This window comes from Vreelandella nigrificans (genome assembly GCF_002374315.1).
Classification (GTDB): Bacteria; Pseudomonadota; Gammaproteobacteria; order Pseudomonadales; family Halomonadaceae; genus Vreelandella; species Vreelandella nigrificans.
This window is the reverse complement of the sequence record NZ_NWUX01000016.1, coordinates 47542-71123: the sequence shown is the minus strand read 5'-3', so window position 1 is coordinate 71123 and position 23582 is coordinate 47542. Positions and strand designations below refer to the sequence as shown.

The 23582-nt window shown below is 55.5% G+C and carries 22 protein-coding genes; 18 read left to right on the top strand and 4 right to left on the bottom strand.

The window, feature by feature from the left end; genetic code table 11:
* The first annotated feature begins 246 nt into the window (after nt 1-246).
* From paaF to paaZ, 12 genes are all read left to right on the top strand, one after another.
* Nucleotides 247-1020: a 2,3-dehydroadipyl-CoA hydratase PaaF gene (gene paaF, locus CPA45_RS15955; protein ID WP_096653183.1), complete on the top strand. Its 774-nt coding sequence runs from the start codon at nt 247-249 to the stop codon at nt 1018-1020.
* 16 nt (nt 1021-1036) lie between these two features.
* Nucleotides 1037-1828, top strand: a complete 792-nt coding sequence (gene paaG, locus CPA45_RS15950; protein WP_096653181.1) for a 2-(1,2-epoxy-1,2-dihydrophenyl)acetyl-CoA isomerase PaaG — start codon at nt 1037-1039, stop codon at nt 1826-1828.
* 1 nt (nt 1829) lies between these two features.
* Nucleotides 1830-3380 (top strand): 3-hydroxyacyl-CoA dehydrogenase PaaH, encoded by a 1551-nt coding sequence (paaH, locus tag CPA45_RS15945; RefSeq protein ID WP_096653179.1) that lies wholly within the window; start codon nt 1830-1832, stop codon nt 3378-3380.
* Complete coding sequence (paaI, locus tag CPA45_RS15940; protein WP_096653177.1) at nt 3373-3855, top strand: hydroxyphenylacetyl-CoA thioesterase PaaI; 483 nt, start codon at nt 3373-3375, stop codon at nt 3853-3855. Before paaH ends, paaI begins: the two co-directional genes overlap by 8 nt.
* Nucleotides 3852-5057, top strand: a complete 1206-nt coding sequence (gene pcaF, locus CPA45_RS15935) for a 3-oxoadipyl-CoA thiolase (protein ID WP_096653175.1) — start codon at nt 3852-3854, stop codon at nt 5055-5057. Before paaI ends, pcaF begins: the two co-directional genes overlap by 4 nt.
* Before the next feature lie 80 nt (nt 5058-5137).
* The gene (gene paaK / locus CPA45_RS15930; protein WP_096653173.1) at nt 5138-6451 is read left to right on the top strand and encodes a phenylacetate--CoA ligase PaaK; all 1314 of its coding nucleotides are present in this window, start codon (nt 5138-5140) and stop codon (nt 6449-6451) included.
* Nucleotides 6452-6774: 323 nt separating this feature from the next.
* On the top strand, nt 6775-7761 hold the full coding sequence (paaA, locus tag CPA45_RS15925) for a 1,2-phenylacetyl-CoA epoxidase subunit PaaA (RefSeq protein ID WP_096653171.1): 987 nt from the start codon (nt 6775-6777) through the stop codon (nt 7759-7761).
* An 81-nt stretch (nt 7762-7842) separates the two neighbouring features.
* The gene (gene paaB, locus CPA45_RS15920; protein ID WP_022521442.1) at nt 7843-8124 is read left to right on the top strand and encodes a 1,2-phenylacetyl-CoA epoxidase subunit PaaB; all 282 of its coding nucleotides are present in this window, start codon (nt 7843-7845) and stop codon (nt 8122-8124) included.
* 11 nt (nt 8125-8135) lie between these two features.
* Nucleotides 8136-8975 carry a 1,2-phenylacetyl-CoA epoxidase subunit PaaC gene (gene paaC / locus CPA45_RS15915; protein ID WP_096653169.1) on the top strand — a complete coding sequence of 280 codons (840 nt, stop codon included), beginning with the start codon at nt 8136-8138 and terminating at the stop codon, nt 8973-8975.
* On the top strand, nt 8959-9558 hold the full coding sequence (paaD, locus tag CPA45_RS15910) for a 1,2-phenylacetyl-CoA epoxidase subunit PaaD (RefSeq protein ID WP_244287632.1): 600 nt from the start codon (nt 8959-8961) through the stop codon (nt 9556-9558). Before paaC ends, paaD begins: the two co-directional genes overlap by 17 nt.
* A 19-nt stretch (nt 9559-9577) precedes the next feature.
* Nucleotides 9578-10660, top strand: coding sequence for a 1,2-phenylacetyl-CoA epoxidase subunit PaaE (gene paaE / locus CPA45_RS15905; protein WP_096653167.1), 1083 nt, complete (start codon nt 9578-9580; stop codon nt 10658-10660).
* 112 nt (nt 10661-10772) lie between these two features.
* Nucleotides 10773-12815 (top strand): phenylacetic acid degradation bifunctional protein PaaZ, encoded by a 2043-nt coding sequence (gene paaZ, locus CPA45_RS15900; RefSeq protein ID WP_096653165.1) that lies wholly within the window; start codon nt 10773-10775, stop codon nt 12813-12815.
* Between the two features lie 323 nt (nt 12816-13138).
* On the opposite strand, the gene CPA45_RS15895 is transcribed toward paaZ, so the two are convergent.
* From CPA45_RS15895 to CPA45_RS15880, 4 genes are all read right to left on the bottom strand, one after another.
* Nucleotides 13139-14434 (bottom strand): TRAP transporter large permease, encoded by a 1296-nt coding sequence (locus tag CPA45_RS15895; protein WP_096653163.1) that lies wholly within the window; start codon nt 14432-14434, stop codon nt 13139-13141.
* On the bottom strand, nt 14427-14969 hold the full coding sequence (locus CPA45_RS15890; RefSeq protein WP_096653161.1) for a TRAP transporter small permease: 543 nt from the start codon (nt 14967-14969) through the stop codon (nt 14427-14429). The genes CPA45_RS15895 and CPA45_RS15890 overlap by 8 nt, the downstream gene beginning before the upstream one ends.
* Nucleotides 14970-14999: 30 nt before the next feature.
* Complete coding sequence (locus CPA45_RS15885; protein WP_096653159.1) at nt 15000-16073, bottom strand: TRAP transporter substrate-binding protein; 1074 nt, start codon at nt 16071-16073, stop codon at nt 15000-15002.
* Nucleotides 16074-16432: 359 nt separating this feature from the next.
* A complete protein-coding gene (locus tag CPA45_RS15880; RefSeq protein ID WP_096653157.1) occupies nt 16433-16921 on the bottom strand; it encodes a MarR family winged helix-turn-helix transcriptional regulator in 489 nt (162 codons plus the stop codon).
* 539 nt (nt 16922-17460) lie between these two features.
* Here CPA45_RS15880 and CPA45_RS15875 point away from each other — a divergent pair.
* The 6 genes from CPA45_RS15875 (at nt 17461) to maiA (ending at nt 23525) form a co-directional block, all read left to right on the top strand.
* A complete protein-coding gene (locus CPA45_RS15875) occupies nt 17461-18429 on the top strand; it encodes an MBL fold metallo-hydrolase (RefSeq protein WP_096653155.1) in 969 nt (322 codons plus the stop codon).
* 75 nt (nt 18430-18504) lie between these two features.
* Nucleotides 18505-20250: an FAD-dependent oxidoreductase gene (locus tag CPA45_RS15870; protein WP_096653153.1), complete on the top strand. Its 1746-nt coding sequence runs from the start codon at nt 18505-18507 to the stop codon at nt 20248-20250.
* Nucleotides 20237-20437: a DUF2783 domain-containing protein gene (locus CPA45_RS15865; RefSeq protein ID WP_096653151.1), complete on the top strand. Its 201-nt coding sequence runs from the start codon at nt 20237-20239 to the stop codon at nt 20435-20437. The genes CPA45_RS15870 and CPA45_RS15865 overlap by 14 nt, the downstream gene beginning before the upstream one ends.
* Before the next feature lie 46 nt (nt 20438-20483).
* Nucleotides 20484-21791 (top strand): homogentisate 1,2-dioxygenase, encoded by a 1308-nt coding sequence (gene hmgA / locus CPA45_RS15860; RefSeq protein ID WP_096653149.1) that lies wholly within the window; start codon nt 20484-20486, stop codon nt 21789-21791.
* Nucleotides 21792-21849: 58 nt separating this feature from the next.
* Entirely contained in the window at nt 21850-22869 is a 1020-nt protein-coding gene (locus CPA45_RS15855; protein ID WP_096653147.1) for a fumarylacetoacetate hydrolase family protein, read from the top strand.
* A gap of 11 nt (nt 22870-22880) precedes the next feature.
* The gene (gene maiA, locus CPA45_RS15850; RefSeq protein ID WP_096653145.1) at nt 22881-23525 is read left to right on the top strand and encodes a maleylacetoacetate isomerase; all 645 of its coding nucleotides are present in this window, start codon (nt 22881-22883) and stop codon (nt 23523-23525) included.
* Nucleotides 23526-23582: the final 57 nt, after the last annotated feature.

The following is a 23582-nucleotide window of genomic DNA, read 5'->3' as shown; positions in this document are numbered from 1 at the left end:
GAACCGCCCAAAGCTTCAAGCGCTGAAGTAACTTTCTGGCCTACAAAACGATAATTCATACCATGGTCTAACAGCTGTTGTTTATTCTTAAAAAATTACACAACCCACTGTAAAAAAAGCAAAAACCATCCACACGCTCAGCAAGCGACACATTAAAAGCCAATCCACACCATTGATGCGTATCAAAATAAACCTATACTCGGCAGATAGCCCCTCCTGTGTGCCACAGGCCGAACTGAGGAAAAAATGCTGACTACGCTAACAATAATCCCACCCCTGGACGGCGTTTTATGCATCACGCTGAATCGCCCAGAAGCACTGAATGCGCTTAATACGCAGCTTCTCAGCGAGCTAGCCGATACCCTAAGCGATGCTGATAATGACGATAGGGTTCGCGCCGTGGTGATTACTGGCGACGCAAAGGCGTTCGCTGCCGGTGCGGATATCAAGGAAATGGCCGAACGCGATCTGGTCGGTATGTTGGAAGACCCCCGTCAGAACCACTGGGCCACCATCACGCGTTTTCGTAAACCGATCATTGCTGCCGTCAACGGCTATGCTTTGGGCGGTGGCTGCGAACTGGCCATGCATGCCGATATCATCATTGCCGGTGAAAATGCCCAGTTCGGCCAGCCGGAAATCAATCTGGGCATTATGCCCGGCGCTGGCGGCACCCAACGCCTGCTTAGGGCGGTGGGTAAATCACTAGCCTCTCAGATGGTACTCACTGGCGAGCCGATCTCCGCACGCCGCGCGCTTGACGCGGGCTTGGTCAGCGAAATTACCCAACCCGAATTGACGCTAGAGCGCGCCATGGCCATCGCAACACGCATTGCGACCAAGGCACCGTTAGCTGTGCGCCTGGCAAGGGAGTCACTGCACAAGGCGATGGATACTGACCTAGCCACCGGCCTGCGCTTTGAGCGCCATGCCTTCACCTTGCTGGCAGGCACCGCCGACCGCGAAGAGGGAATTCGCGCCTTCCAAGAAAAACGACCTGCCACTTTTCAAGGGCACTGACACAAGGATATGACCCATGAGCCAAGCGCCCCTGCTTTACAGCGTAGAAGACGGCGTCGCCTGTATCACGCTGAACCGCCCCGAAAGCCTGAACAGCTTCAACACTGAGATGCATGCAGAAATGCGCACGGCACTAAAAGCCGTGCGCCAGGATTCAAGTGTTCGCGCTTTGTTACTGACCGGCAACGGCCGAGGTTTCTGCGCCGGTCAGGACCTTTCCGACCGTAGCGTCGCGCCCGGCGAACAAGCACCCGACCTCGGCGAGTCGCTGGAGAAACGCTACAACCCCATGCTGCGTGCTCTTAAGGACATGCCATTCCCCACTATTTGTGCGGTGAACGGTGTAGCGGCTGGCGCTGGGGCCAATATCGCCCTGGCCTGCGACATCGTCTTGGCGGCCCGCTCGGCAAGTTTTATTCAGGCCTTCTGCAAGATCGGTTTGATTCCAGACTCTGGCGGCACTTGGACATTGCCTAACCTAGTGGGCATGGCCCGCGCCAAGGGCCTAGCGATGCTGGGCGACAAGCTCCCCGCTGAGACCGCCGAACAGTGGGGCATGATCTGGCGCTGCGTCGACGATGAGGCGCTCCAAGAAGAGGCCATGAACATGGCGCGCCACCTGGCCACTCAACCCACCCGTGGCCTGGCACTGATTAAGCGCGCCCTGCATGCCAGCAGCGATAACAGTTTCAACGAACAGCTCGACCTGGAACGCGATCTTCAGCGACTGGCCGGGCGCACCGAAGATTACCGCGAAGGCGTCAGCGCTTTTATCGAGAAACGTCGCCCCACCTTCAAGGGAGAGTGATATGCCAGCCCTTCCCACGTCCGCCGTTATTGGTGTGATCGGTGCAGGTGCCATGGGTGCCGGTATCGCTCAGGTTGCCGCCCAGGCTGGCCACCAGGTGATTCTCCATGACAATCAACCGGGTGCCGCCAAAGCGGGTATCGACAATATTCGCCGCCAGCTGGAACAGCGCGTTGCCAAGGGCAAGATGTCCCAAGGCGATGTGGATAACATTATCGCTCGCCTGCAGCCTGCCGACGCTATCGATGCCTTAGCCGACAGCCATTTGGTTATCGAAGCTATCGTCGAGAACCTTGAGATTAAGCGTCAGGTGTTTGCTCAGCTCGAAGCGTTATGCTCGCCGGGTACCTTGCTCGCCAGCAATACCTCGTCGCTGTCGATCACCTCCATTGCTGCCAACCTTGAACGCCCGGAACGCATGGCGGGGCTGCACTTCTTCAACCCCGCGCCGGTGATGAAGCTAGTGGAAGTGGTGTCTGGCCTGGCAACCACCAACGAGGCTGCCGACACCCTTTTCGACACCGCCATCGCCTGGGGCAAGGTCGCGGTGCACGCCAGCTCCACCCCAGGATTCATCGTTAACCGCGTGGCCCGTCCTTTCTACGCTGAAGGGCTGCGGCTGTTACAGGAAAGTGCCAGCGACGCCGCCACCCTGGATGCACTGATGCGCCAGGCCGGAGGGTTTCGCATGGGGCCTTTCGAGCTGATGGACCTGATCGGTCATGACGTTAATTACGCGGTGACCCGCTCGGTGTTTGATGCCTACTACGGCGATACCCGGTTCAAGCCCTCCCTGGTGCAGCACGCCCTGGTAGAAGCCAAACGCCTGGGGCGCAAATCCGGCCAAGGCTTCTATGACTACCCTCGTGAAGGGCAGCGTGAAGGCACCGAGAAGCCGCAGCCCAAGTTTGCAGCACCAGTAAACACAAAACTGCCAGCGCTTGTCGTACAGGGGGCGAATGGGACCATCGCTCCGCTGCTGGAACGCGCCCAGGAAGCCGGACTCGACGTGGTACATCGCGAATCACTGCAGCAAGATGGCACCCCTCGCCTGTACCTAGGCGATCTGATTCTGGCCCTTAGCGATGGGCGTTGCGCCGCCGAGCGCGCAGTCAATGAAGGGCTGGAAGCCCTGGTCCTTTTCGACCTATGCCTGGACTACCGTAGCGCCAGCGCTATCGCGCTTGCTGCCAGCCACACAACATCACCCGAGGCCCGCCAACTAGCGACCGCCTTCTTCCAGCGCCTGGGCATGGACGTGGCCTGGCTGACCGACACGCCGGGGCTGGTGGTATTGCGCACCGTGGCCATGCTCGCCAATGAAGCCGCCGACGCCGTCTTGCAGGGTGTCTGCAGCGCCCAGGATGGCGACCTGGCCATGCAGGCTGGCGTCAACTATCCCCGCGGCCCCTTGGCCTGGGCCGATTCTCTAGGCCTACCCTTCGTTCACCGCACCCTTACGCATCTACAGCAGAGCTACGGCGAAGAGCGCTATCGCAGCTCGTTCCTGCTGCGGCGCAAAGCCTTGAGCGAGGAAAGCTTTCATGAGTGATACCCAACTGACCCCACAACAGCTGGCGGAAGCCTGTGCCGACGCGATGTTTTCCCGCGACCATGCCAGCCAAGGGCTGGGCATGCGTATTACTCGCGTGGCCCCCGGCTTCGCCGAACTGACCATGACCGTGCGTCAAGACATGGTGCAGGGGCACGGCAACTGCCATGGCGGATTTCTGTTTGCCCTGGCTGACTCAGCCTTCGCATTTGCCTGCAACAGCTACGATGAAGCCACAGTAGCTTCCGGTTGCAGTATCGACTATCTCGGCCCCGGCCAGCTGGGAGACGAGATCACCGCCACCGCCGAAGAGCGCAGCCGCCGCGGTCGCACCGGCATTTATGACATCACGCTGCGCAACCAGCGCGGCGATACCGTTGCCCTGTTCCGTGGGCGCTCCTACAAAATTCGCGGCAGCGTACGCCGCTTGGAAGATACTGACGCAGAAAATACTGCAGCTGGAGATAACCGATGAAAGACGCGCTAATCATTGATGCTGTTCGCACCCCAATAGGTCGCTACGGTGGCGCACTTTCAAGCGTGCGTACCGATGACCTGGGGGCCATCCCCATGCGCGCCCTGATGGAACGCAACCCAAGCGTCGACTGGTCACTGATTGACGATATCTTTTACGGCTGCGCCAATCAGGCGGGCGAAGACAACCGCAACGTAGCACGCATGTCCGCGCTGCTCGCTGGGCTTCCGGTGGAAGTGCCCGGCACCACTATTAACCGCTTGTGTGGCTCCGGCATGGACGCCATCGGCAACGCCGCCCGCACCATTAAAACTGGCGAGGCAGGGCTGATGATCGCTGGCGGGGTGGAGTCCATGTCCCGGGCACCCTTCGTGATGGGCAAGGCGGAACAAGCCTTCTCACGCCAAGCCGATATCTTCGACACCACCATCGGCTGGCGCTTTATCAATCGCGCCATGAAAGCACAATTTGGCGTGGACTCCATGCCCGAAACCGCTGAGAACGTGGCCGAGCAATTTGGTATTTCTCGGGAAGATCAAGATGCTTTCGCCCTGCGCAGCCAGCAGCGCACCGCAGCCGCCATGGAGACTGGTCGTCTGGCCGAAGAGATCGTGCCCGTCGTAATCCCCAGGCGTAAACAAGACCCGCTGGTCGTGGATGCCGATGAGCACCCGCGTGCCTCTACCACCGCAGAGCAGCTAGCCAAACTACCCACGCCCTTCCGCGAAGGTGGCAGTGTTACAGCGGGTAATGCCTCGGGGGTTAACGATGGCGCCTGTGCGCTACTAATGGCGTCTCCCGAGCAGGCCGAACGTTTCAGCCTCAAACCACGCGCTCGCGTGGTGGGCATGGCCACCGCTGGGGTAGAGCCCCGCATCATGGGGTTTGGCCCTTCTCCCGCCACCCGCAAGGTGTTGGCCCAGACCGGGCTTACTCTGGAGCAGATGGATGTCATCGAACTTAACGAAGCCTTCGCCGCCCAGGCGTTAGCGGTCATGCGCGACCTGGGCCTTAGCGATGATGCCGAACACGTCAATCCCAACGGGGGGGCCATTGCACTCGGCCACCCGTTGGGTATGAGCGGCGCTCGGCTAGTCACCACCGCGCTGCATGAACTCGAGCGTCGGCAAGGACGCTTTGCGCTATGCACCATGTGTATTGGTGTCGGCCAGGGTATTGCGCTGATCATTGAGCGCTTATAAGCCCATTACTAAAGCCATTCCAATTGACCATGGCGCATTTAGAAACTAGTCCAATAACAACTTGCCTGACCGGAGCCCCGATGACTCAGCCCGCTACACCTATCGACACTGCAACGCTCGATCCTCTGGAAACTGCCAGCGTCGACGAGCTGCGCGCCACTCAACTCAAACGCCTGAAGTGGAGCCTGAAACACGCCTACGACAATGTGCCCTTCTACCGCCACTCCTTCGACAAGGCCGGGGTGCACCCCGATGATATTCAGGCGCTGGAAGACCTCTCCAAACTGCCTTTCACCACCAAGGCCGATTTGCGCGACAACTATCCGTTTGGCATGTTAGCCACGCCAATGAGCGAGATCGTGCGCATTCACGCCTCCAGTGGCACCACTGGGCAACCCACGGTGGTGGGCTACACCCAGAAGGATATTGATGTGTGGTCCGATGTGGTGGCGCGTTCAATCCGCGCTGCCGGCGGCAGTCGCAACGACAAAGTGCATGTAGCCTACGGTTACGGCCTATTCACCGGCGGGCTGGGTGCCCATTACGGTGCCGAACGCCTGGGCTGCGCGGTGATCCCCATGTCGGGTGGTCAAACCGAGAAACAGGTTCAGTTGATCCGTGATTTCCAGCCGGACATCATCATGGTCACTCCCTCGTATATGCTCAACATCGCGGACGAAATGGAGCGCCAAGGCATCGACCCCCACACACTGCCGCTGCGTACCGGTATTTTTGGCGCTGAGCCCTGGACCGACAGCATGCGAACTGCTCTTGAGAAGCGCCTGGGTATCGACGCATTGGATATCTATGGCCTGTCGGAAGTGATGGGCCCCGGCGTGGGCATGGAGTGCCTGGAAACCAAGGATGGCCCGACCATCTGGGAAGATCATTTCTACCCCGAGATCATCGACCCAGCCAGTGGCGAAGTGCTACCCGACGGCGAATACGGCGAGCTGGTATTCACCACCTTGACCAAAGAAGGCCTGCCGGTGATTCGCTACCGTACCCGCGACCTGACCCGTTTGCTGCCGGGCACTGCACGCCCCATGCGGCGTATCGACAAGATCACAGGCCGTAGCGACGACATGCTGATCATTCGCGGGGTGAATGTGTTCCCAACCCAGATCGAAGAGCAGTTGCTTAAGATCGCGGCACTTTCTCCCCACTACGAGATCGAAGTCAGCCGTCAAGGCAATATGGACACGGTGCTTGTACGTGTAGAGGCGAATCATCATGACATCGCCCGCGACCCCGTGGCCTGCGAACAAGCCGCGCAACAGCTTCAGCACGCCATCAAGACTTACATTGGCATTAGCAGCCAGGTTGAAGTGTGCCCGGTAGAAAGCGTTATGCGCTCGTTGGGCAAGGCCAGACGCGTTAAAGATCTGCGTTAATGCAATTCGCTGGCACCTAACGGGGCCTGACTAAGATTGCTCGAATCATATGGCAATCAACTAAAGACTTGTCCTGCCATCTCAAAAGCCCCTCCGAGGGCTTTTTTGATACCTAAAACCCTCCTAAATTTAACAATCACAAAACGTTAAGTGTCGCCTAAAAAGTGGCCTATGCCTTTGTATCTGGTTAGTTTTCTCATTATTCATTATCACAAAGTCTTAAAGCGACACACAAAGATACCTGTTGATAAATAATTATGTGTCACTATACTTCAAAGAAGATAAGTTCAACCCCCTGACATACCGACGCCGCGGAGGTCTCCATGTACGCGCAGCTCGTTGAAACCGGTACCAGCAAGCTCAGAACGCTTGATGAGATGAGCCCTGAGGAACGCCAGTTCCAGGAGCGCATCAATGATGAAATCAAGATAGAGCCAAAGAACTGGATGCCGGATGCCTATCGCAAGACCCTGATCCGCCAGATCTCGCAACACGCCCACTCAGAAATCGTCGGTATGCTGCCGGAAGGCAACTGGCTGACACGGGCGCCAACGCTCAAGCGCAAGCTACAGCTAATGGCCAAAATTCAGGATGAGGCAGGTCACGGCCTGTATCTCTATAGCGCCATGGAAACCCTGGGTGCCGACCGCGACGAAGAGATCGACAAGCTTCACGACGGCCGCGCCAAGTACTCCAGCATCTTCAACTACCCAACACTCAACTGGGCTGATATGGGCACGATTGGCTGGTTGGTCGATGGCGCTGCAATCGTCAATCAGGTACCGCTACAGCGCACCTCTTACGGCCCCTATGCACGCGCCATGATTCGTGTGTGTAAGGAAGAGAGCTTCCACCAGCGCCAGGGGTATCAGATTCTGCTGACCATGATGCAAGAAGGCACTGACGACCAAAAAGCCATGGTGCAGGACTCCATTAACCGCTTCTGGTGGCCAGCCCTGATGATGTTCGGCCCATCCGACGAAAACTCTCCCAACAGCGCCCAGTCAATGGCCTGGAAGATCAAGCGCCACAGCAACGATGAGCTGCGCCAGCGCTTCCTTGACCAAACCGTGCCGCAGCTTGAGCTACTGGGCTGCACTGCTCCGGATCAGGATCTCAAATATAACCAAGAGACCGGCCACTACGAGTTCGGTGCAATCGATTGGCAAGAGTTCTTCGATGTAGTCAAGGGCAACGGCCCCTGCAACCGCGAGCGTGTAGAGGCACGCCGTAACGCCATTGATAACGGTGCCTGGGTTCGTGAAGCCGCCGTGGCTCATGCCGCCAAACGACAACGCCGAGCGGCCTGATTCTTAAGACCTGATTTTTGATTCTTAAAACAATCGAGAGCCCTGCGACACGGGGCTCCTTTGACCACAGAGGCTTTCCTCATGGCTGACTGGCCCCTCTTCGAAGTTTTTATACGCAGCAAGCACGGCCTTAATCACAAGCACGTTGGTAGCGTACACGCCGCCGATCGCCGCATGGCCATTGAAAACGCCCGCGAGCTTTACACCCGTCGCAATGAAGGGGTGAGCATCTGGGTGGTTCCGGCCAGCGAAATCACGGCCTCTTCTCCCGATGAGAAAGAGCCGCTGTTCGACCCGTCTAACGATAAGGTCTATCGCCACGCATCCTTCTACAAACTGCCGAAAGAAGTCGGCCACATGTAAGGGAGGCAGTGATGCAAAACATATCTCATCAAAGCGCGGCTCATCGAAGCTCGGCTCAGAAAAACACAGCTCAAAAAACACAAACACCGTTGATCGATTACCTGCTGCGCCTTGGCGACAACGCATTGATACTCGGCCAGCGCCACGCGCAACTGTGCGGCAAGGCCCCAGCGCTGGAAGAGGAGCTGGCCTTAATGAACGTGGGTCTCGACCTCTTCGGTCAGGCACGCAACTGGCTGGGCTATGTTTCTGAACTGATGGCTTCTGAACTGATGGCTGACAAGATCGATGCCGACCATCTGGCCTTTCGTCGCGACGCTCAAGACTTCCGTAACCTGTTGCTCGTCGAACAACCCAACGGCGACTTCGCCGACATCATGGGGCGCCAGTTTCTATTCGATGCCTGGCACGTACACTTGCTTGAGGGGCTGACCCACGCCAACGACCCGCGCATTGCTGAAGTGGCGGCCAAGTCGCTAAAAGAAGCGACGTATCATCTACGCCGCTCCTCTGAGTGGGTTATTCGCCTGGGCGATGGCACTGAAGAGAGCCATGCCCGCATGCAGCGTGCCCTCGATAATCTGTGGCAGTTCACCGGCGAGCTATTGCAGATCGACGAGATTGATCAGGCCATGCTGGAAGCCGGCATTGCGCCAGACCCAGACACGCTGGCCACCCGCTGGAAAGTCACCGTGGAAGAGGTACTTGAAGAAGCCACCTTGTCACGCCCTGCCTACGACGCCTGGATGTATACCGGCGGTAAAGTTGGCCATCACACCGAGCACCTGGGCTTTCTATTGGCGGAAATGCAATATCTGCCGAGGGCATATCCCGATGCGACCGTCTGGTAACCATCCGTCTGCGCCTATCGATAACAGACTTACCGATGACTGGCCCTCCAGTGACTTGATCGGTAGCGACCGCAGCGGCCTGCCGCCAGCCGGTGACGAAGGCGATGTTGAAGCCGTGCTGGCCGTTTTGCAGGAAGTGCCAGACCCGGAAGTACCGGTGGTCAGCGTGGTTGAGCTGGGAATTGTGCGGGATATCGATTGGGTTGATGGTCGGCTAGCGGTCAGCGTGACGCCGACCTACTCCGGCTGCCCGGCCACGGAAGTTATTGAGCAGCATATCCATGAAGCGCTGGTGGCTGCTGGCTACTCAGACCCGCTGATTCAGCGCCGCCTATCACCCGCTTGGACAACCGACTGGCTGACCGAAACTGGGCGCGAAAAATTGCGCGCCTACGGCATCGCGCCGCCGGTGGGAAGCGCCAGCAAGCGTAGCCTAACCGGCCAACCCGACCCGGTAGTGCCTTGCCCTTTATGCGGCAGCAATGCCACCGAACGTGTCAGCGAATTCGGCTCCACGGCTTGCAAGGCGCTCTACCGCTGCCGCGACTGCCTGGAGCCTTTTGATTATTTCAAGTGTCTGTAAAACGACGAGACCATTTCCCATGAGCCGATTTCACGCCCTAACCGTCAAGGATGTGCGCAAGGAAACCCATGATGCCGTTTCCATTGCCTTCGACGTTCCCGATGACCTGTTGGACGCCTTTCGCTTTACCCAAGGGCAGTACCTAACGCTGCGCCATGACATCGAAGGTGAGGAAGTCCGTCGTTCCTACTCGATTTGCACCGGTGTCCACGAACATGAGCTGAGAGTCGCCGTCAAGCTGGTGCCGGGCGGCAGTTTTTCCACCTTTGCCAACCAGCAACTGCAGCCCGGCGACAACCTGGAAGTAATGCCACCACAAGGCAAGTTCTTCGTACCGCTCGACCCCAGCCGCGAAGGACACTATTTGGCGGTGACTGCCGGCAGTGGCGTCACGCCCATTATGTCGATTGTTTCCACCACGCTGGAAAGCGAGCCAAACAGCCGCTTTACCGTGATCTATGGTAATCGCTCCACCACGGGAACGCTGTTTCGCGAACGCCTTCAGGATCTCAAGGATCGCTACCTGGAACGCCTCAACATTATTTACGTGTTCAGCCGCGAGAAACAAGAAATCGATCTATATAACGGGCGCATAGATGCCGACAAGTGCAACGCCCTGTTTGACCGCTGGGTAGACGTACCCAAGCTCGATGCTGCTTTCATCTGCGGCCCGCAAGAAATGACCGAAACAGTGCGTGATGTTCTCACCCAACACGGTTTATCCAAGGAAAAAGTGCACTTTGAGCTGTTCACTGCGGGGCTACCGACGGCTGGTGCCAAGCGCCGCCAGGCGGCGAAGGTGGGTCAAGTGGATACCGAAACCTCACACATCAAAGTGATCATCGACGGCCGCACCATTGAATATAACCTGCCCCGCAATACCCAGAGCATTCTGGACGCAGGTAACGAGCACGGCGCGGATATTCCTTTCTCATGCAAGGCTGGGGTGTGCTCCACCTGCAAGTCAAAAGTCATCGAAGGAGAGGTGGAAATGGATGCCAATTTCGCCCTGGAAGATTACGAAATCGATGCCGGCTACGTGCTGTCCTGCCAATGCTACCCGATCAGCGACAAGGTCGTACTCGACTATGACGATGTGTAACCGGCAGTAACGTCGGTTTTATTTACCCTGATATCAACAACTGATACCAACAGCTCATACCAACAGCTCATACCAACAACTGATCCCAAAAAGACGGGCGGGAGAACGCTCAATGCCAGTTTTACAGAGTTACATTGCAGGCCAGTGGTTCGGGAACACCGAAGCCAAAGCACTGCTAAGCGCCATCAATGGCACAACCGTTGCACATACTCACGCAGAAAACATCAACTTTGCCGAAGCGGTGGAGTACGCCCGCAACACCGGCGTAAAAAATATGCTGGCACTGGACTTCCAGCAGCGGGCCGCCATTCTTAAAGAGCTGGCGACCTATATCCAGGAGCACAAGCATGAGCTCTACGCCATCTCCCACCATACCGGCTGCACCAAAGCCGACTCCTGGATCGACATCGACGGCGGTTTCGGCACCCTATTTACCTACGCCTCCACGGGCCGCAAGGAACTGCCCTCCGGCAATGTGGCCCATGAAGGCCCGGTGACCCAACTAGGTAAGGATAACCACTTCAATGGCACCCATATTCTGGTGCCCCGCCGCGGCGTCTCTGTGCATATTAATGCGTTTAACTTCCCCATCTGGGGCATGCTGGAGAAGTTCGCCCCCGCCTTTTTGGCCGGTATGCCGTGTATCTTTAAACCAGCAACCGCCACCAGCTATCTGGCCGAAGCGGCCGTAAGAGTGATTAATGACTCTGGTCTACTGCCCAAGGGAGCCCTGCAACTGATCATCGGTGGTGCGGGTGACTTATTGGATCACCTGGAAGAGCAGGACTTTGTCACCTTTACTGGCTCGGCGAGCACTGCACTGAAGCTGAAAAGCCACCCGAACATCATGGCGAAAAGCATCCCGTTCAACGCCGAGGCCGACTCTCTTAACAGCGCCATCATGGCACCAGATATTAGCCCGGAAGACGAAGAGTTCGAGATTTTCGCCAAAGAGGTCGTCAAAGAGATGACCGCCAAAGCGGGCCAAAAATGTACCGCGATCCGCCGGGTGTTAGTGCCCGCTGAACACATGGATGCATTAGCAGACAGCATTAAGGGGCGGCTTGCCAAGATCGTGGTAGGTGACCCCCACGAGGAAGGCGTGCGCATGGGCGCGCTCTCTTCCCGTGACCAATTGAGAGACGTTAATCATGCAATTGAACAGCTACTAGAGACCAGTGAGTGCGTCTTCGGCAGAGACGGCAGCGTCAAGCCTGTCGGCCAGGGTGTGGAAAACGGCGCTTTCATCACTCCCCACCTGTTGATCAGCCGTAATCCGCTGAACGACGGCGGCGCTCACGACATTGAAGCCTTTGGCCCCGTCGCGACGCTAATGCCCTACAGCGGCATCGATGAAGCTCTGGCCATCGCCGCCAAGGGCAAGGGCAGCTTAGTGACCACGCTGACCACAAAAGACCCCGCCATTGCGGCTGAAATGATCCCCGTTTTGGCCGCCCAGCACGGCCGGCTGCAGATTCTGGATGCCCAGGCATCAAAGGAATCCACTGGCCACGGCTCCCCACTACCGATGCTAAAACATGGCGGGCCCGGTCGCGCAGGTGGCGGTGAGGAACTCGGCGGCATTCGTGCGGTTCACCACTATCTACAGCGTACTGCCATCCAGGGCTCTCCAACCATGGTAGCGGCGGTGACAGGGGAGTACGTGCGTGGCGCCAAGGTTATCGAGAATGACGTCCACCCGTTCCGTCGCCATTTTGACGATCTGCAAGTCGGCGAGTCACTGCTAACCCACCGCCGTACCGTCACTGAAGCCGACATCGTCAACTTTGGCTGCCTCTCCGGCGACCACTTCTATATGCACTTCGACGACATTGCCGCCAAAGAGACCCAGTTCGGCCAACGCATTGCCCACGGCTACTTTGTGCTGTCTGCCGCTGCGGGTCTATTCGTTTACCCAGGCGAAGGCCCTGTACTGGCTAACTATGGCCTGGATACGCTGCGCTTTATTACACCTGTGTTGGTCGGCGACACTATCCGCGCCCGCCTAACCTGTAAGCGCAAGATTGATCAGGGCCGGACATCTCCTGATGGCCACCCACAAGGTGTGGTGATGTGGGACGTAGCGGTGACCAATCAAAACGATGAACTAGTCGCCAGCTACGACATTCTAACGCTGGTGGCAAAGCGGCAGTAACGCCCCAGCCAATACAGCCACCGTCGCGGGTGCCTTAAGGCTCGTCCCTCGCCATGCGTTACCCGCGCTACGATGTATACAACCCTCGAACTTTTTCAGAAAGTGTAGTGCGTGGTAGGCGAAGCGCACCCGCCGCGGCGGCCCGGCGCAAAAGCAGCGCGCAGCGCTGCTGGGTTGGGTGTGTGCGAAACGGTTTAGCTTACGCCGCCTGCCTCGCCTCATGCCTGCCGAATAGTGGCAACAAAAAACGGATGACAGGGCATACGCTCTGTCATCCGTTTGTTTAGCGAGAAGGTTCATAGAACCGCACTAATAGCGCCTTTTTAATACAGCAATCGCGGCAGGAAAAGCACAATAGCGGGGAATATAAGCACGAGCAGTGCCCGTATAGTACCGGCGACCCAGAAAGGCGTAACGCCACGGAAGATAGTGCCTGTTGATACGTCCGGCAATACGGCCCTCAACACAAATACGTTCATTCCGACAGGGGGCGTTATCAAACTGATCTCGATAACAATGACCACCAGAATGCCAAACCACACTAGGTCATAACCTAACCCCGCCACTACCGGGAAGAATACCGGCACCGTAAGTAGCATCATCGACATACTTTCAAAGACGCATCCCAGCACGACGTAGATCGCAATAATCACCAGGATGACCACAAAAGGGGCTACGTTCAGGCCGTTAACCAGCGCCAGTAAGTCCCCAGGCAGGCCTGCGCGGTTAATGAAGTTGGCGAAGATCAATGCCGTTAACACCACAGCAAACAGCATTGCCGTTGTGCGCACGGTATCCATCAGCACATTCATTAACACTTCCAACGTTAAGGCGCGGCGCATCAACGCAATCAGGAAGGCCCCCATGGCACCAATGCCAGCAGCTTCAGTGGGCGTAAACACTCCAAGGTAGATACCGCCAATCACTAGCACGAAAAGTGCTAGCGTACTGCCTACGCTTTTTAACGCCTGAAGGCGCTCTGGCCAGGGCACTTTTTCTGCGGCGGGCCCGGCACTGGGGTCACGCCAGAGAACCCACTTGATGGCACCAATATAGAGGAAAATCCCCAGGATCCCCGGGATAAAGCCAGCCGCAAACAGCTCACGGATACTGGTTTCAGTCAGAATGCCATAAATCACCAGCATGACGCTGGGTGGGATCAGTATTCCCAAGGTGCCACCCGCTGCAATGGAGGCGGCGGCCAGCGAATCCTTATAGCCATACTTACGCATCTGAGGCATGGCCACTCGCCCCATGGTGGCGCAGGTAGCAAGGCTCGAACCGCAAATGGCACTGAAACCGCCGCAGGCAACGATCGTCGCCATCGCCTGACCGCCCTTACGGTGACCTAGAAAGCCGTTAGAGGCCCTGAACAAAGCGTCTGATAATCCCGCATGAGAAACAAAGTTACCCATTAGGATGAACAGCGGAATAACCGACAAACCATAGTCCATGGCGGTATCTACTACCCTACGCGCCGCCATTGCTTCAGCAGCGTTCCAATTGCCGGTCAGCAGGTAGAACCCTCCAAACCCAACGATCCCCATCGCAAACGCCAGAGGCACGCGCAGGAAGACTAGAAACAGCAACACTGCGAAACCGTATAACGCTTCAGTCATGGGGTTCTCCTTTGCTCAACGGGCCGCCTTGCTTGATTACCTTGAGTCCTTCGAGCAAATAGAAAACGGCTCGTATGAGCGTCAACAGTGCTGAAAGCGCCAGCATGATTGCGATCAACCCAACCAAATAGCCACGCGGTATGCGCAGGAATTCAGTCACGTCACCCCATGAGAAGGCACGCTCAGCCAGCGCCCAAACGCGCTGCGCCATTACCCAAAGAGCAGCCGTCACTATCAGATTGACGAGCACCTCGCGTATCCAAACCAATTTTGCAGGGAAAATAGCATCCAGGAGGTCGACACTGACATGCTCCTGGCGCCAGCAAACGACGGGCAACGATAGAAACACCAGCGCCGCCAACATCAGTTGGGTTAATTCAACAGCACCAAGAATGGGGGAATTAAAAAAGTAGCGGCCACCTACATCAGCAGTGGTCAGCAGCATCATGCCAAAGAGGGTAGCGCCTGCCACCCCCTCTAACGTCAACTGCAGAACCCGGCTAACGCGCGCAGCACGTGTCACTTGGGTTTGCATGATCGCTCTCCGTACAGCGCCAGTGGGAACTTACTTTAAGTCGTCTGGTGCTAAGTTTTCGGGTACTAGGCTGCTTATGCTCTCTTCTTCGGCGGCAGCGATAAGTTGCTCGCGGAAGAATTCGATAGCCGCCATGCCATCAACATTACGGTTTGCCGAAACCGACTCTGCCCATTCGGTAATCATCTCGTCGCTCATACTTTGCAATGTACTTAAATCATCGCTACTGAGTTCGGTAAAGGTATGGCCCTGCCCTTCTGCAAAATCGACACCCCGCACATCAGATACATCCATCATGTAGCCGAACAAGCGCGACAAGCGCTCACCAGAGACTGACTCAACGGCCTCACGGTCCTCGGGCGACATTTCATCCCAGATCATTGGGTTGACGACGATAGTGAAGCTGCCGCGATAAAAGCCACCATCCACTTTAAGGGTGTAAGGGAAAATTTCGGCCACCCGGAAACTACGTAGACCTTCAGGGACCAGCATAGCGCCGTCGATAACGCCCTGAGAGCCTGCTTCATAAACCCCCGTAGGCGGGAGGGCAACACCGGTCAGCTCCAAGGCATTGGAGAGATCACCCATCACGCCACCGCCCACTCGAATACGCTTACCCTTGAGGTCTTCTAGGGTCTCGTACTGTTCGCTGCTGAAGATCCATCCTGGGCCGTGAACACCGGCAGCGACAACATCAACACCGCGGTGCTCTCCAGCGGCTGCCAGGTACTCCTGGTGGGTGCGCCAATAAGCGCTGGATGCATTTTCTGATGAGAAATCTTGAAAAGTGGGAAATTCCGGGAGCTTGGTTAGCTGAAAGCGGCCCGTGTTATACCCATGGAAAACCCAGGTGGCGTCGGCAATACCATCAGCGACTATTTCCATCTGGGAGGCAGGAGGTCCCATATCATGTATCACATCTACCGTTACGCGGCCCTCAGTCGCTTCTTCAATCCACGCCTTCCATGTTGGCCATACCATGGTGTTGATACCGTGGTTGGGCCCCGCCCAGGTACTCACGGTGATTGTCGTTTGCGCCAAGGTGGTGGTGCTCAGCGTTGCGGCGGCGATAGCGCCAATCATCAGGTTTGTTGTTTTATTCACTGTTCTTTCCTCTGGTCGTCACGAAGTGGAAGCGCAAAACGTGATACTTTATTATTGTCATTTAACGATTAAACGAATCACGTTATTTATCACAATGCCTGCAGACATCTGGATCATGCAACGATCCATCGACTAATAGATGCTAATACTTAAGTATCAATATAAATATACTGCTTAATTTACAATTATTTATATTAAAAAAGCCGCCTCTCTCAGTCACTATCAATGGCTACAGGGAGATAATTTAGAATTCGCATTTTTGTTACAAAAATCACATTATTACTGACATCAATGACACGCCATCTCCAAAACATGGGCCCCTTCTGCCATCTTGGCTTGCCTTTATTGTGTCTCGCTTTTTAGCCAATTCTCTCCAGCTGCCGCTCAAGCTTGCGCATGGTATTGAGCAAGTCACGATATTCACCAACGTTTAGGGTCGACACCAGACCGGCTTCCCAAGCCTGAGCTTCGGGCACTAGTTTATTAAGTAGCGCTTGCCCTGCATCTGTGAGCTGTAAGTCATGAAGCCGCTGGTCTTGCTGGGATGGTGTGCGGCTTATCAGTCCACGTTCTTCCAGCGACTGAATAGCCCGAGACACGCGTGCCTTATCCATATTGGTGTAGGCACATACCTTCTTAGCGGTTAAATCATCACAGTGGCTTAACCACGCAAGCACGCGCCACTGGGCGATGTTGAGCTCATAAGACTCGGCATATAGCTTCTCTAACGCCTGGCTGATGCGATCAGCTAAACGGTTAAGCTGATAGGGTAAAAACTGGTTGAGATCCAACTCTGCCCTGGCCGAAGACTCCAGAGGCGTATCACTTTCTACTTTATCCATCGTCATTGTGTTTCTCCTAGAGCCACCGTTTTCAGGGGTGGTGGTGACAAAGATCAGCACGATAGCTGGGAATATGGGCACCAGCAACGCGCCTATCACACTGATCACCCCGAGGAAGAGAGTCCTCTTAGCTCCATCCAATAACACTGTTTCGAATAACACTGTTTCGAATAATACTTTTCGCAACAACACTGTTCGCAACAACACTGTTCGCAACAACGCTGTTTCCAATAACGCTGTTTCGTATAAACCGACTTACCGCTTACTCGCCTTCACCACACAGTGGTGTCATCAGCGTTAGGTTATCCACGCTAAAGATAAGGCAAAACAGTGCCGATAGATAATCTCTCTTGCAACTAATTTGACTATTTCGCTTCTTATACTTAGGTATCATCTTGCAATAATAATCTGATTTACTGAGGATTATTGTTAATTTCATGCAAAAGACAGGCTGACAAATCGATGAAGCACTGGACATTTAGTTTCACTAGAAACTATCCTCCTAACATATAACAATCTAATCACCTGTTAGCAACGGAGATACCATGAGCAAGAAATTCGCATCCCATGCCGATACCGAAGAGAAGCAGATCAGTTTCACCAAGCTGGCAGAGGGGCTCTATGCTTACACTGCTGAAGGTGATCCCAATACCGGCATTGTGATCGGTGATGACAGTGTGATGGTCATCGACACCCAAGCGACCCCCATCATGGCCCAGGACGTTATCCGCCGTATCCGCGAGGTAACTGACCTACCGATTAAGCATGTAGTGATGTCTCACTACCATGCCGTGCGTGTTTTAGGGGCTTCCGCGTACGATGCGGAGAATATCTACGCTAGCCAGAACACCTATGACTTGATTGTTGAACGTGGTCAGCAAGATTATGAATCTGAGGTTGGGCGCTTTCCTCGCCTGTTTAAGGGAGTGGACTCTGTCCCAGGATTGACCTGGCCCAACATTGTCTTCCAAGAAAAATTAACCGTGTTCATGGGTGAGCGTGAGGTGCAGATCATCCATCTTGGTCGCGGTCACACCAAGGGCGACACCATTGTCTGGTTACCTAAGGAAAAAGTGATGTTTTCCGGTGACCTCGTTGAGTATGGCGCCACCCCTTACACCGGTGACGCCTACCATGAGAACTGGCCTTCCACACTGGATCGCCTACAGGCCATGCAACCCCAAAAGCTGGTACCCGGCCGTGGAGATGCTCTGCAAACTGCCGAACAGTGCCAGGAAGCCATCCAGGGTACCCGCGACTTCTTGAACGATATGTATGGAAGCGTTAAAGCAGGTAAGGCGGCAGGCAAATCTCTCTCCGAGTGCTACGCCGAGACCTACGCGCTACTTAAGCCTAAGTATGGCCACTGGGTAATCTTTGACCACTGCGTCCCCTTCGACATTACTCGCTGCTACGACGAGGCTGGCGGCGAATATCCGGACCCCCGTATCTGGACGGCAGAGCGCGACACCGCCATGTGGCACTCGCTGCAGGACGTCGTCGGAAATCAGTAAGTGCTTACCAGCGCCACCCACTGATCATGCCCAGCTGTCGGGTGTAAAGCACCCGACGCTGTAGGGGAGCAATAGATGCCAACAACCTATAAAAATCCTGTCTATCCTTACCGACGCCCGTCTGAACTCGATGTTCAAGACGCCCGCCATTACCCGGTGGTGATTGTTGGTGCCGGACCTAGCGGCCTCGCCGCCGCCATCGATTTGGCTCAGCAAGGCATTCATTCGATTGTTCTGGACGATAACAACACCGTTAGCGTTGGATCGCGGGCGCTGTGCTTTGCTAAACGTTCGCTGGAAATCGTAGACCGCCTGGGGTGCGTTGAGCCGATGCTCGAAAAAGGCGTCACTTGGCAGCACGGCCGCGTCTTCTTTCAGGATCGCGAGGTCTACGACTTTAACCTGCTGCCAGAAGACGGCCACCGCATTCCTGCCTTTATTAACTTGCAGCAGTATTACTTTGAAGAGTTCCTGGTCAACCGCGCTCACGACTTTGCTGAGCAAATTGATCTTCGTTGGAAGCACAAGGTCATCGATGTCGATGCTCAGCCTGACAGCACCTCCATCAAAGTCTCTACTCAGGATGGTGATTATCAGCTGACCTGCGACTATCTCCTCGTCTCGGATGGTGCCAACAGCCGAATCCGCGACATGCTGGGCCTAGAGTGCAAAGGCCAGGTATTTCAGGATCGCTTCCTGATTGCTGATGTAGTGATGAAGGCTGACTTCCCAACAGAGCGCTGGTTCTGGTTTGACCCACCCTTTCACCCTAACCAGTCAGTGCTGCTGCACAAAGAGCCAGACAATGTGTGGCGTATCGATTTTCAGTTAGGCTGGGATGCTGACCCGGAAGAAGAGAAGAAAGAGGAGAACATTCGCCCACGTGTTCAGGCAATGCTTGGCGAAGACGTGGAGTTTGAACTTGAGTGGGCCAGTGTCTACACCTTCCGCTGCCGCAAGATGGATAATTTTATTCATAACAGCGTGATATTTATGGGCGATGCGGCGCATCAGGTATCCCCCTTTGGTGCCAGAGGGGCCAACGGTGCCCTACAGGGTGTGGATAACTTAGTGTGGAAGCTTGCTCGCGTTCTCAAACAGCAGGCGCCAACAACACTTTTGTCCACCTACAACACTGAGCGCCAGCATGGCGCGGCAGAAAACCTCCTTAACTCTACCCGCGCCACTGACTTTATTACCCCGAAGAGCCATATCAGCCAAGTGTTTCGAGATGTGACACTGGAGCTGGCTGAGAAGCATGCTTTCGCCCGTAGTTTGGTCAACAGTGGCCGCCTTTCCATGCCGTGCCGCTATGACAACTCGCCACTTAATACACCCGATATTGATGGTGGCCCGAACGAATTACGCCCTGGCAGCCCTGCCAAAGACGCCCCCATCCGCTTGGGCAGTGATAAGGGTACTTGTGAGCGCGCTTGGTTACTCAACCAATTTGGCGACGGTTTTGTACTGCTGCTCGACGGCCGCAGCGACGGATCTAGTGCCGAGGTGCTTGCAGAGGCGCTAAGTGAGCTATTAAGCCGACACAAGGATTTGCGTGCCGTAATCATTGGCCCAACGTCTGCTGCTCTGGGCACCCAGCCACGCACGACCGTCGTGGACGATATTGAGGGGCTAGTGGCGCAACGATACGGCCTGACGGCGGGTGCCGGGTACCTTATTCGCCCTGATCAGCATATTGCTGCCCGCTGGCACGCCATCACTGCCCGCAAGGTTGACGACGCGTTAGACCGCGCGCTGGGCGTTCATCTTGCGGGCACCGTTGACCCTACCTTCCAGGAAAGCTGTCATGCCAAGGCTTGAACTGAATCCGAACTTCACTGATCCGGACGCCTTTTACGCTGCGCTAACGTCGCTGCATCGAGATCGAAGCGAAGCCGAGAGCGAACGCATTAATGCCCGCCTGATCCTGTTACTTGCTAACCACATTGGCGAACAATCGGTGCTTGAAGAAGCAATTTCCCATGCTGGGTTAGTGGGCGATAAGTAACCACCATCATTTATTAATATACGTTCAAATAAAGCAGGGCTTAACAATGACTGAACAATTGAAATATCAGAACGGTTTTCATAATCACTTTTCAACCGAAGCGCTTCCTGGTGCATTGCCAATTGGGCAAAACTCACCTCAGAAATGCGCTTACGGGTTATATGCAGAGCAACTCACTGGCTCAGCATTTACAGCACCACGCCATCAAAATTTCCGTAGCTGGCTTTACCGCATTCGCCCCTCTGTCGTTCAGAGCGCGTATCAGCCACTAGAGAATCACAACGTACACACCGCTCCATTAGATAAACCAGCGGCGGACCCCAATCAAATGCGTTGGGACCCAGTTTCAATACCCAATGAACCGACTGATTTTATTGATGGTTTATTTACCATTGCCGTGAACGGGGATGCAGGTACTCAAGCGGGCACGGGCGTGCATGTCTACACCTTTAACAAGGACATGACAGAGCGGTTTTTTTACAATGCCGATGGAGAACTGCTTTTCGTTCCTCAACTGGGCGCTATTCGTCTACGCACGGAGTTTGGCGACATTGAGGTCGACAACGGTGAAATTGCTGTCATCCCACGTGGCGTTAAATTCCAAGTGCGTAAAGCTCAAGGTGTAGAGGCTGCACGGGGGTATATTTGCGAGAACTACGGTAGTCCTTTAGAGCTGCCAGGCCTCGGCCCCATAGGGTCTAACGGTTTAGCAAACCCGCGTGACTTCCAAAGCCCTGTGGCAGCCTATGAAGACCTAGAAGGCGACTACCGCTTAGTGGCTAAGTTCTCAGGTCGTTTCTGGGAAACAAAGCTCAACCATTCACCGTTAGATGTGGTGGCTTGGCACGGCAACTGTGCGCCGTATAAATATAACCTCGCTAATTTTAACACCATCAATACGGTTAGCTTCGACCACCCAGACCCGTCAATCTTTACCGTATTAACGTCGCCCTCCGATACGCCGGGAATGGCCAATCTTGATTTTGTCATCTTCCCGCCGCGCTGGATGGTGGCCGAGAATACCTTCAGGCCGCCCTGGTTCCATCGCAACCTGATGAGCGAGTTTATGGGGCTTATTCATGGCGAGTACGATGCCAAGGCGGAAGGTTTCACCCCTGGCGGCGCCAGCCTACATAATTCAATGTCCCCCCATGGCCCGGATGCAGAGACATTTGAGAAAGCTTCCAACGCTGAGCTGAAGCCCCAGTTCCTAGGGGCTACCCTGGCCTTTATGTTTGAAAGCCGCTACTGCTTCCATCCAACGCCTGCTGCTCTGGAGGCTGACTTCCGCCAACGTGACTATGTGGATGTTTGGTCGACGCTGCGTTCGCACTTCGATCCAAGCAAGCCCTAACGCTATTTTTTCTTGTGGGGCTACCGTGCCCCACCTTGACGACAAGGATTAAATCACCATGAAACTTGCAACACTTAAGCAGGGCCGCGATGGAGAACTTATCATTGTTTCCCGTGATCTTAGCCGCGCAGTTAGCGCTGTTGATATCGCCCCCACACTGCAGAGTGCCATCGAGCAGTGGGATGCCGTTAGCCCTAAGCTGGAAGAGCGCTATGCACAACTGAATAGCGGTGATGCGGAAGGTGCTTTTGCACTGGACCAGAGTGCACTGCACTCTCCGTTACCACGGGCCTATCAGTGGGCTGACGGCTCCGCCTATCTGAACCATGTCAAACTGGTGCGTCAGGCACGCAATGCCGAGATGCCCGAGACGTTCTGGACCGACCCGCTTATGTATCAGGGCGGTGGCGACTGCTTCCTGGCACCCACCGAAGATATCGAGGCGGTGAGTGAAGAGCATGGCATCGATTTTGAAGGTGAAATCGCCGTAATCACCGATGATGTGCCGATGGCAGTGTCCCCAGAACAAGCCGCTAAGCATATTAAACTGGTAATGCTGGTCAACGATGTCAGCCTGCGCGGCCTTATTCCCGGCGAGCTCGCTAAGGGCTTCGGCTTTTTCCAAGCCAAACCCGCCTCTTCTTTCTCCCCCATCGCGGTTACCCCAGATGAGCTGGGCGATGCCTGGCAGGATGGCAAGGTTCACCTGCCGCTGACCGTGCACCTAAATGGCGAGAAGTTTGGCGAGCCAGAAGCTGGCCCAGATATGATTTTCAGCTTCCCACAATTGGTAGCCCATGCAGCTAAGACGCGTTATCTCGGCGCGGGCGCTGTTATTGGCTCAGGTACTGTCTCCAACCCGGACCCCGATGGTGGCCCTGGGAAGCCTGTCGTTGACGGTGGCGTAGGCTATAGTTGTTTGGCTGAAGTACGGATGGTGGAACAGATCCTTCACGGCACAGTAAAAACCCCCTTTATGCGCTTTGGTGACCGGGTACGTATCGAAATGTTCGACCGCGATGGCAACAACATCTTTGGCACCATCGACCAACAAGTAGTGAAGTACCAGCCCAAATAGAGGGAGGTTAAATGACGACGCTTTATGGCTATTTCCGCTCATCGGCTGCTTACCGGGTGCGGATCGCCTTAAACCTGAAAGGCCTGGACTACGACCAAGTCCCGGTCAATTTGGTGAAAGGTGAGCAGCGTGGTGGCGAGCACCTGACGCGCAATCCTCAGGGGATGGTGCCCAGTCTGGTGCTGGACGATAGCTCAGTGGTTAACCAGTCGCTGGCGATCTGTGAGTATCTCGACGAGGTACACCCCGAGCCCGCGCTGCTACCGGTTAACGCGTTAGCGCGCGCAAGAGTTCGTGCGCTTGCTCAGTCGGTCGCTTGCGAGATTCATCCACTCAATAACCTGCGGGTACTCAAGTATCTCGTCAGAGAGCTGGGGGTGGATGAGGCGGCTAAGTTAGCGTGGTATCGCCACTGGATTACCGAGGGCTTCGCAGCCCTGGAAGCGACGCTCTCTGCTGACCCCAGCAGCGGCGATTTTTGTCATGGCAACACACCAACATTGGCAGATATATGCTTAGTCCCCCAGGTATACAACGCGGAGCGCTTTGAGTGTGATTTGTCGGCGTATCCGACGATCCAGCGTATCGTTGCCAATTGCCGGGCGCTGCCAGCCTTTGAGAAAGCAGCACCGGAGGCGCAACCCGACGCCAGCTAAGATATAATAAGCAGGCTAATTTGCGGGCGCCTTTCCACTTGGTAAAGCGCCCGCCTC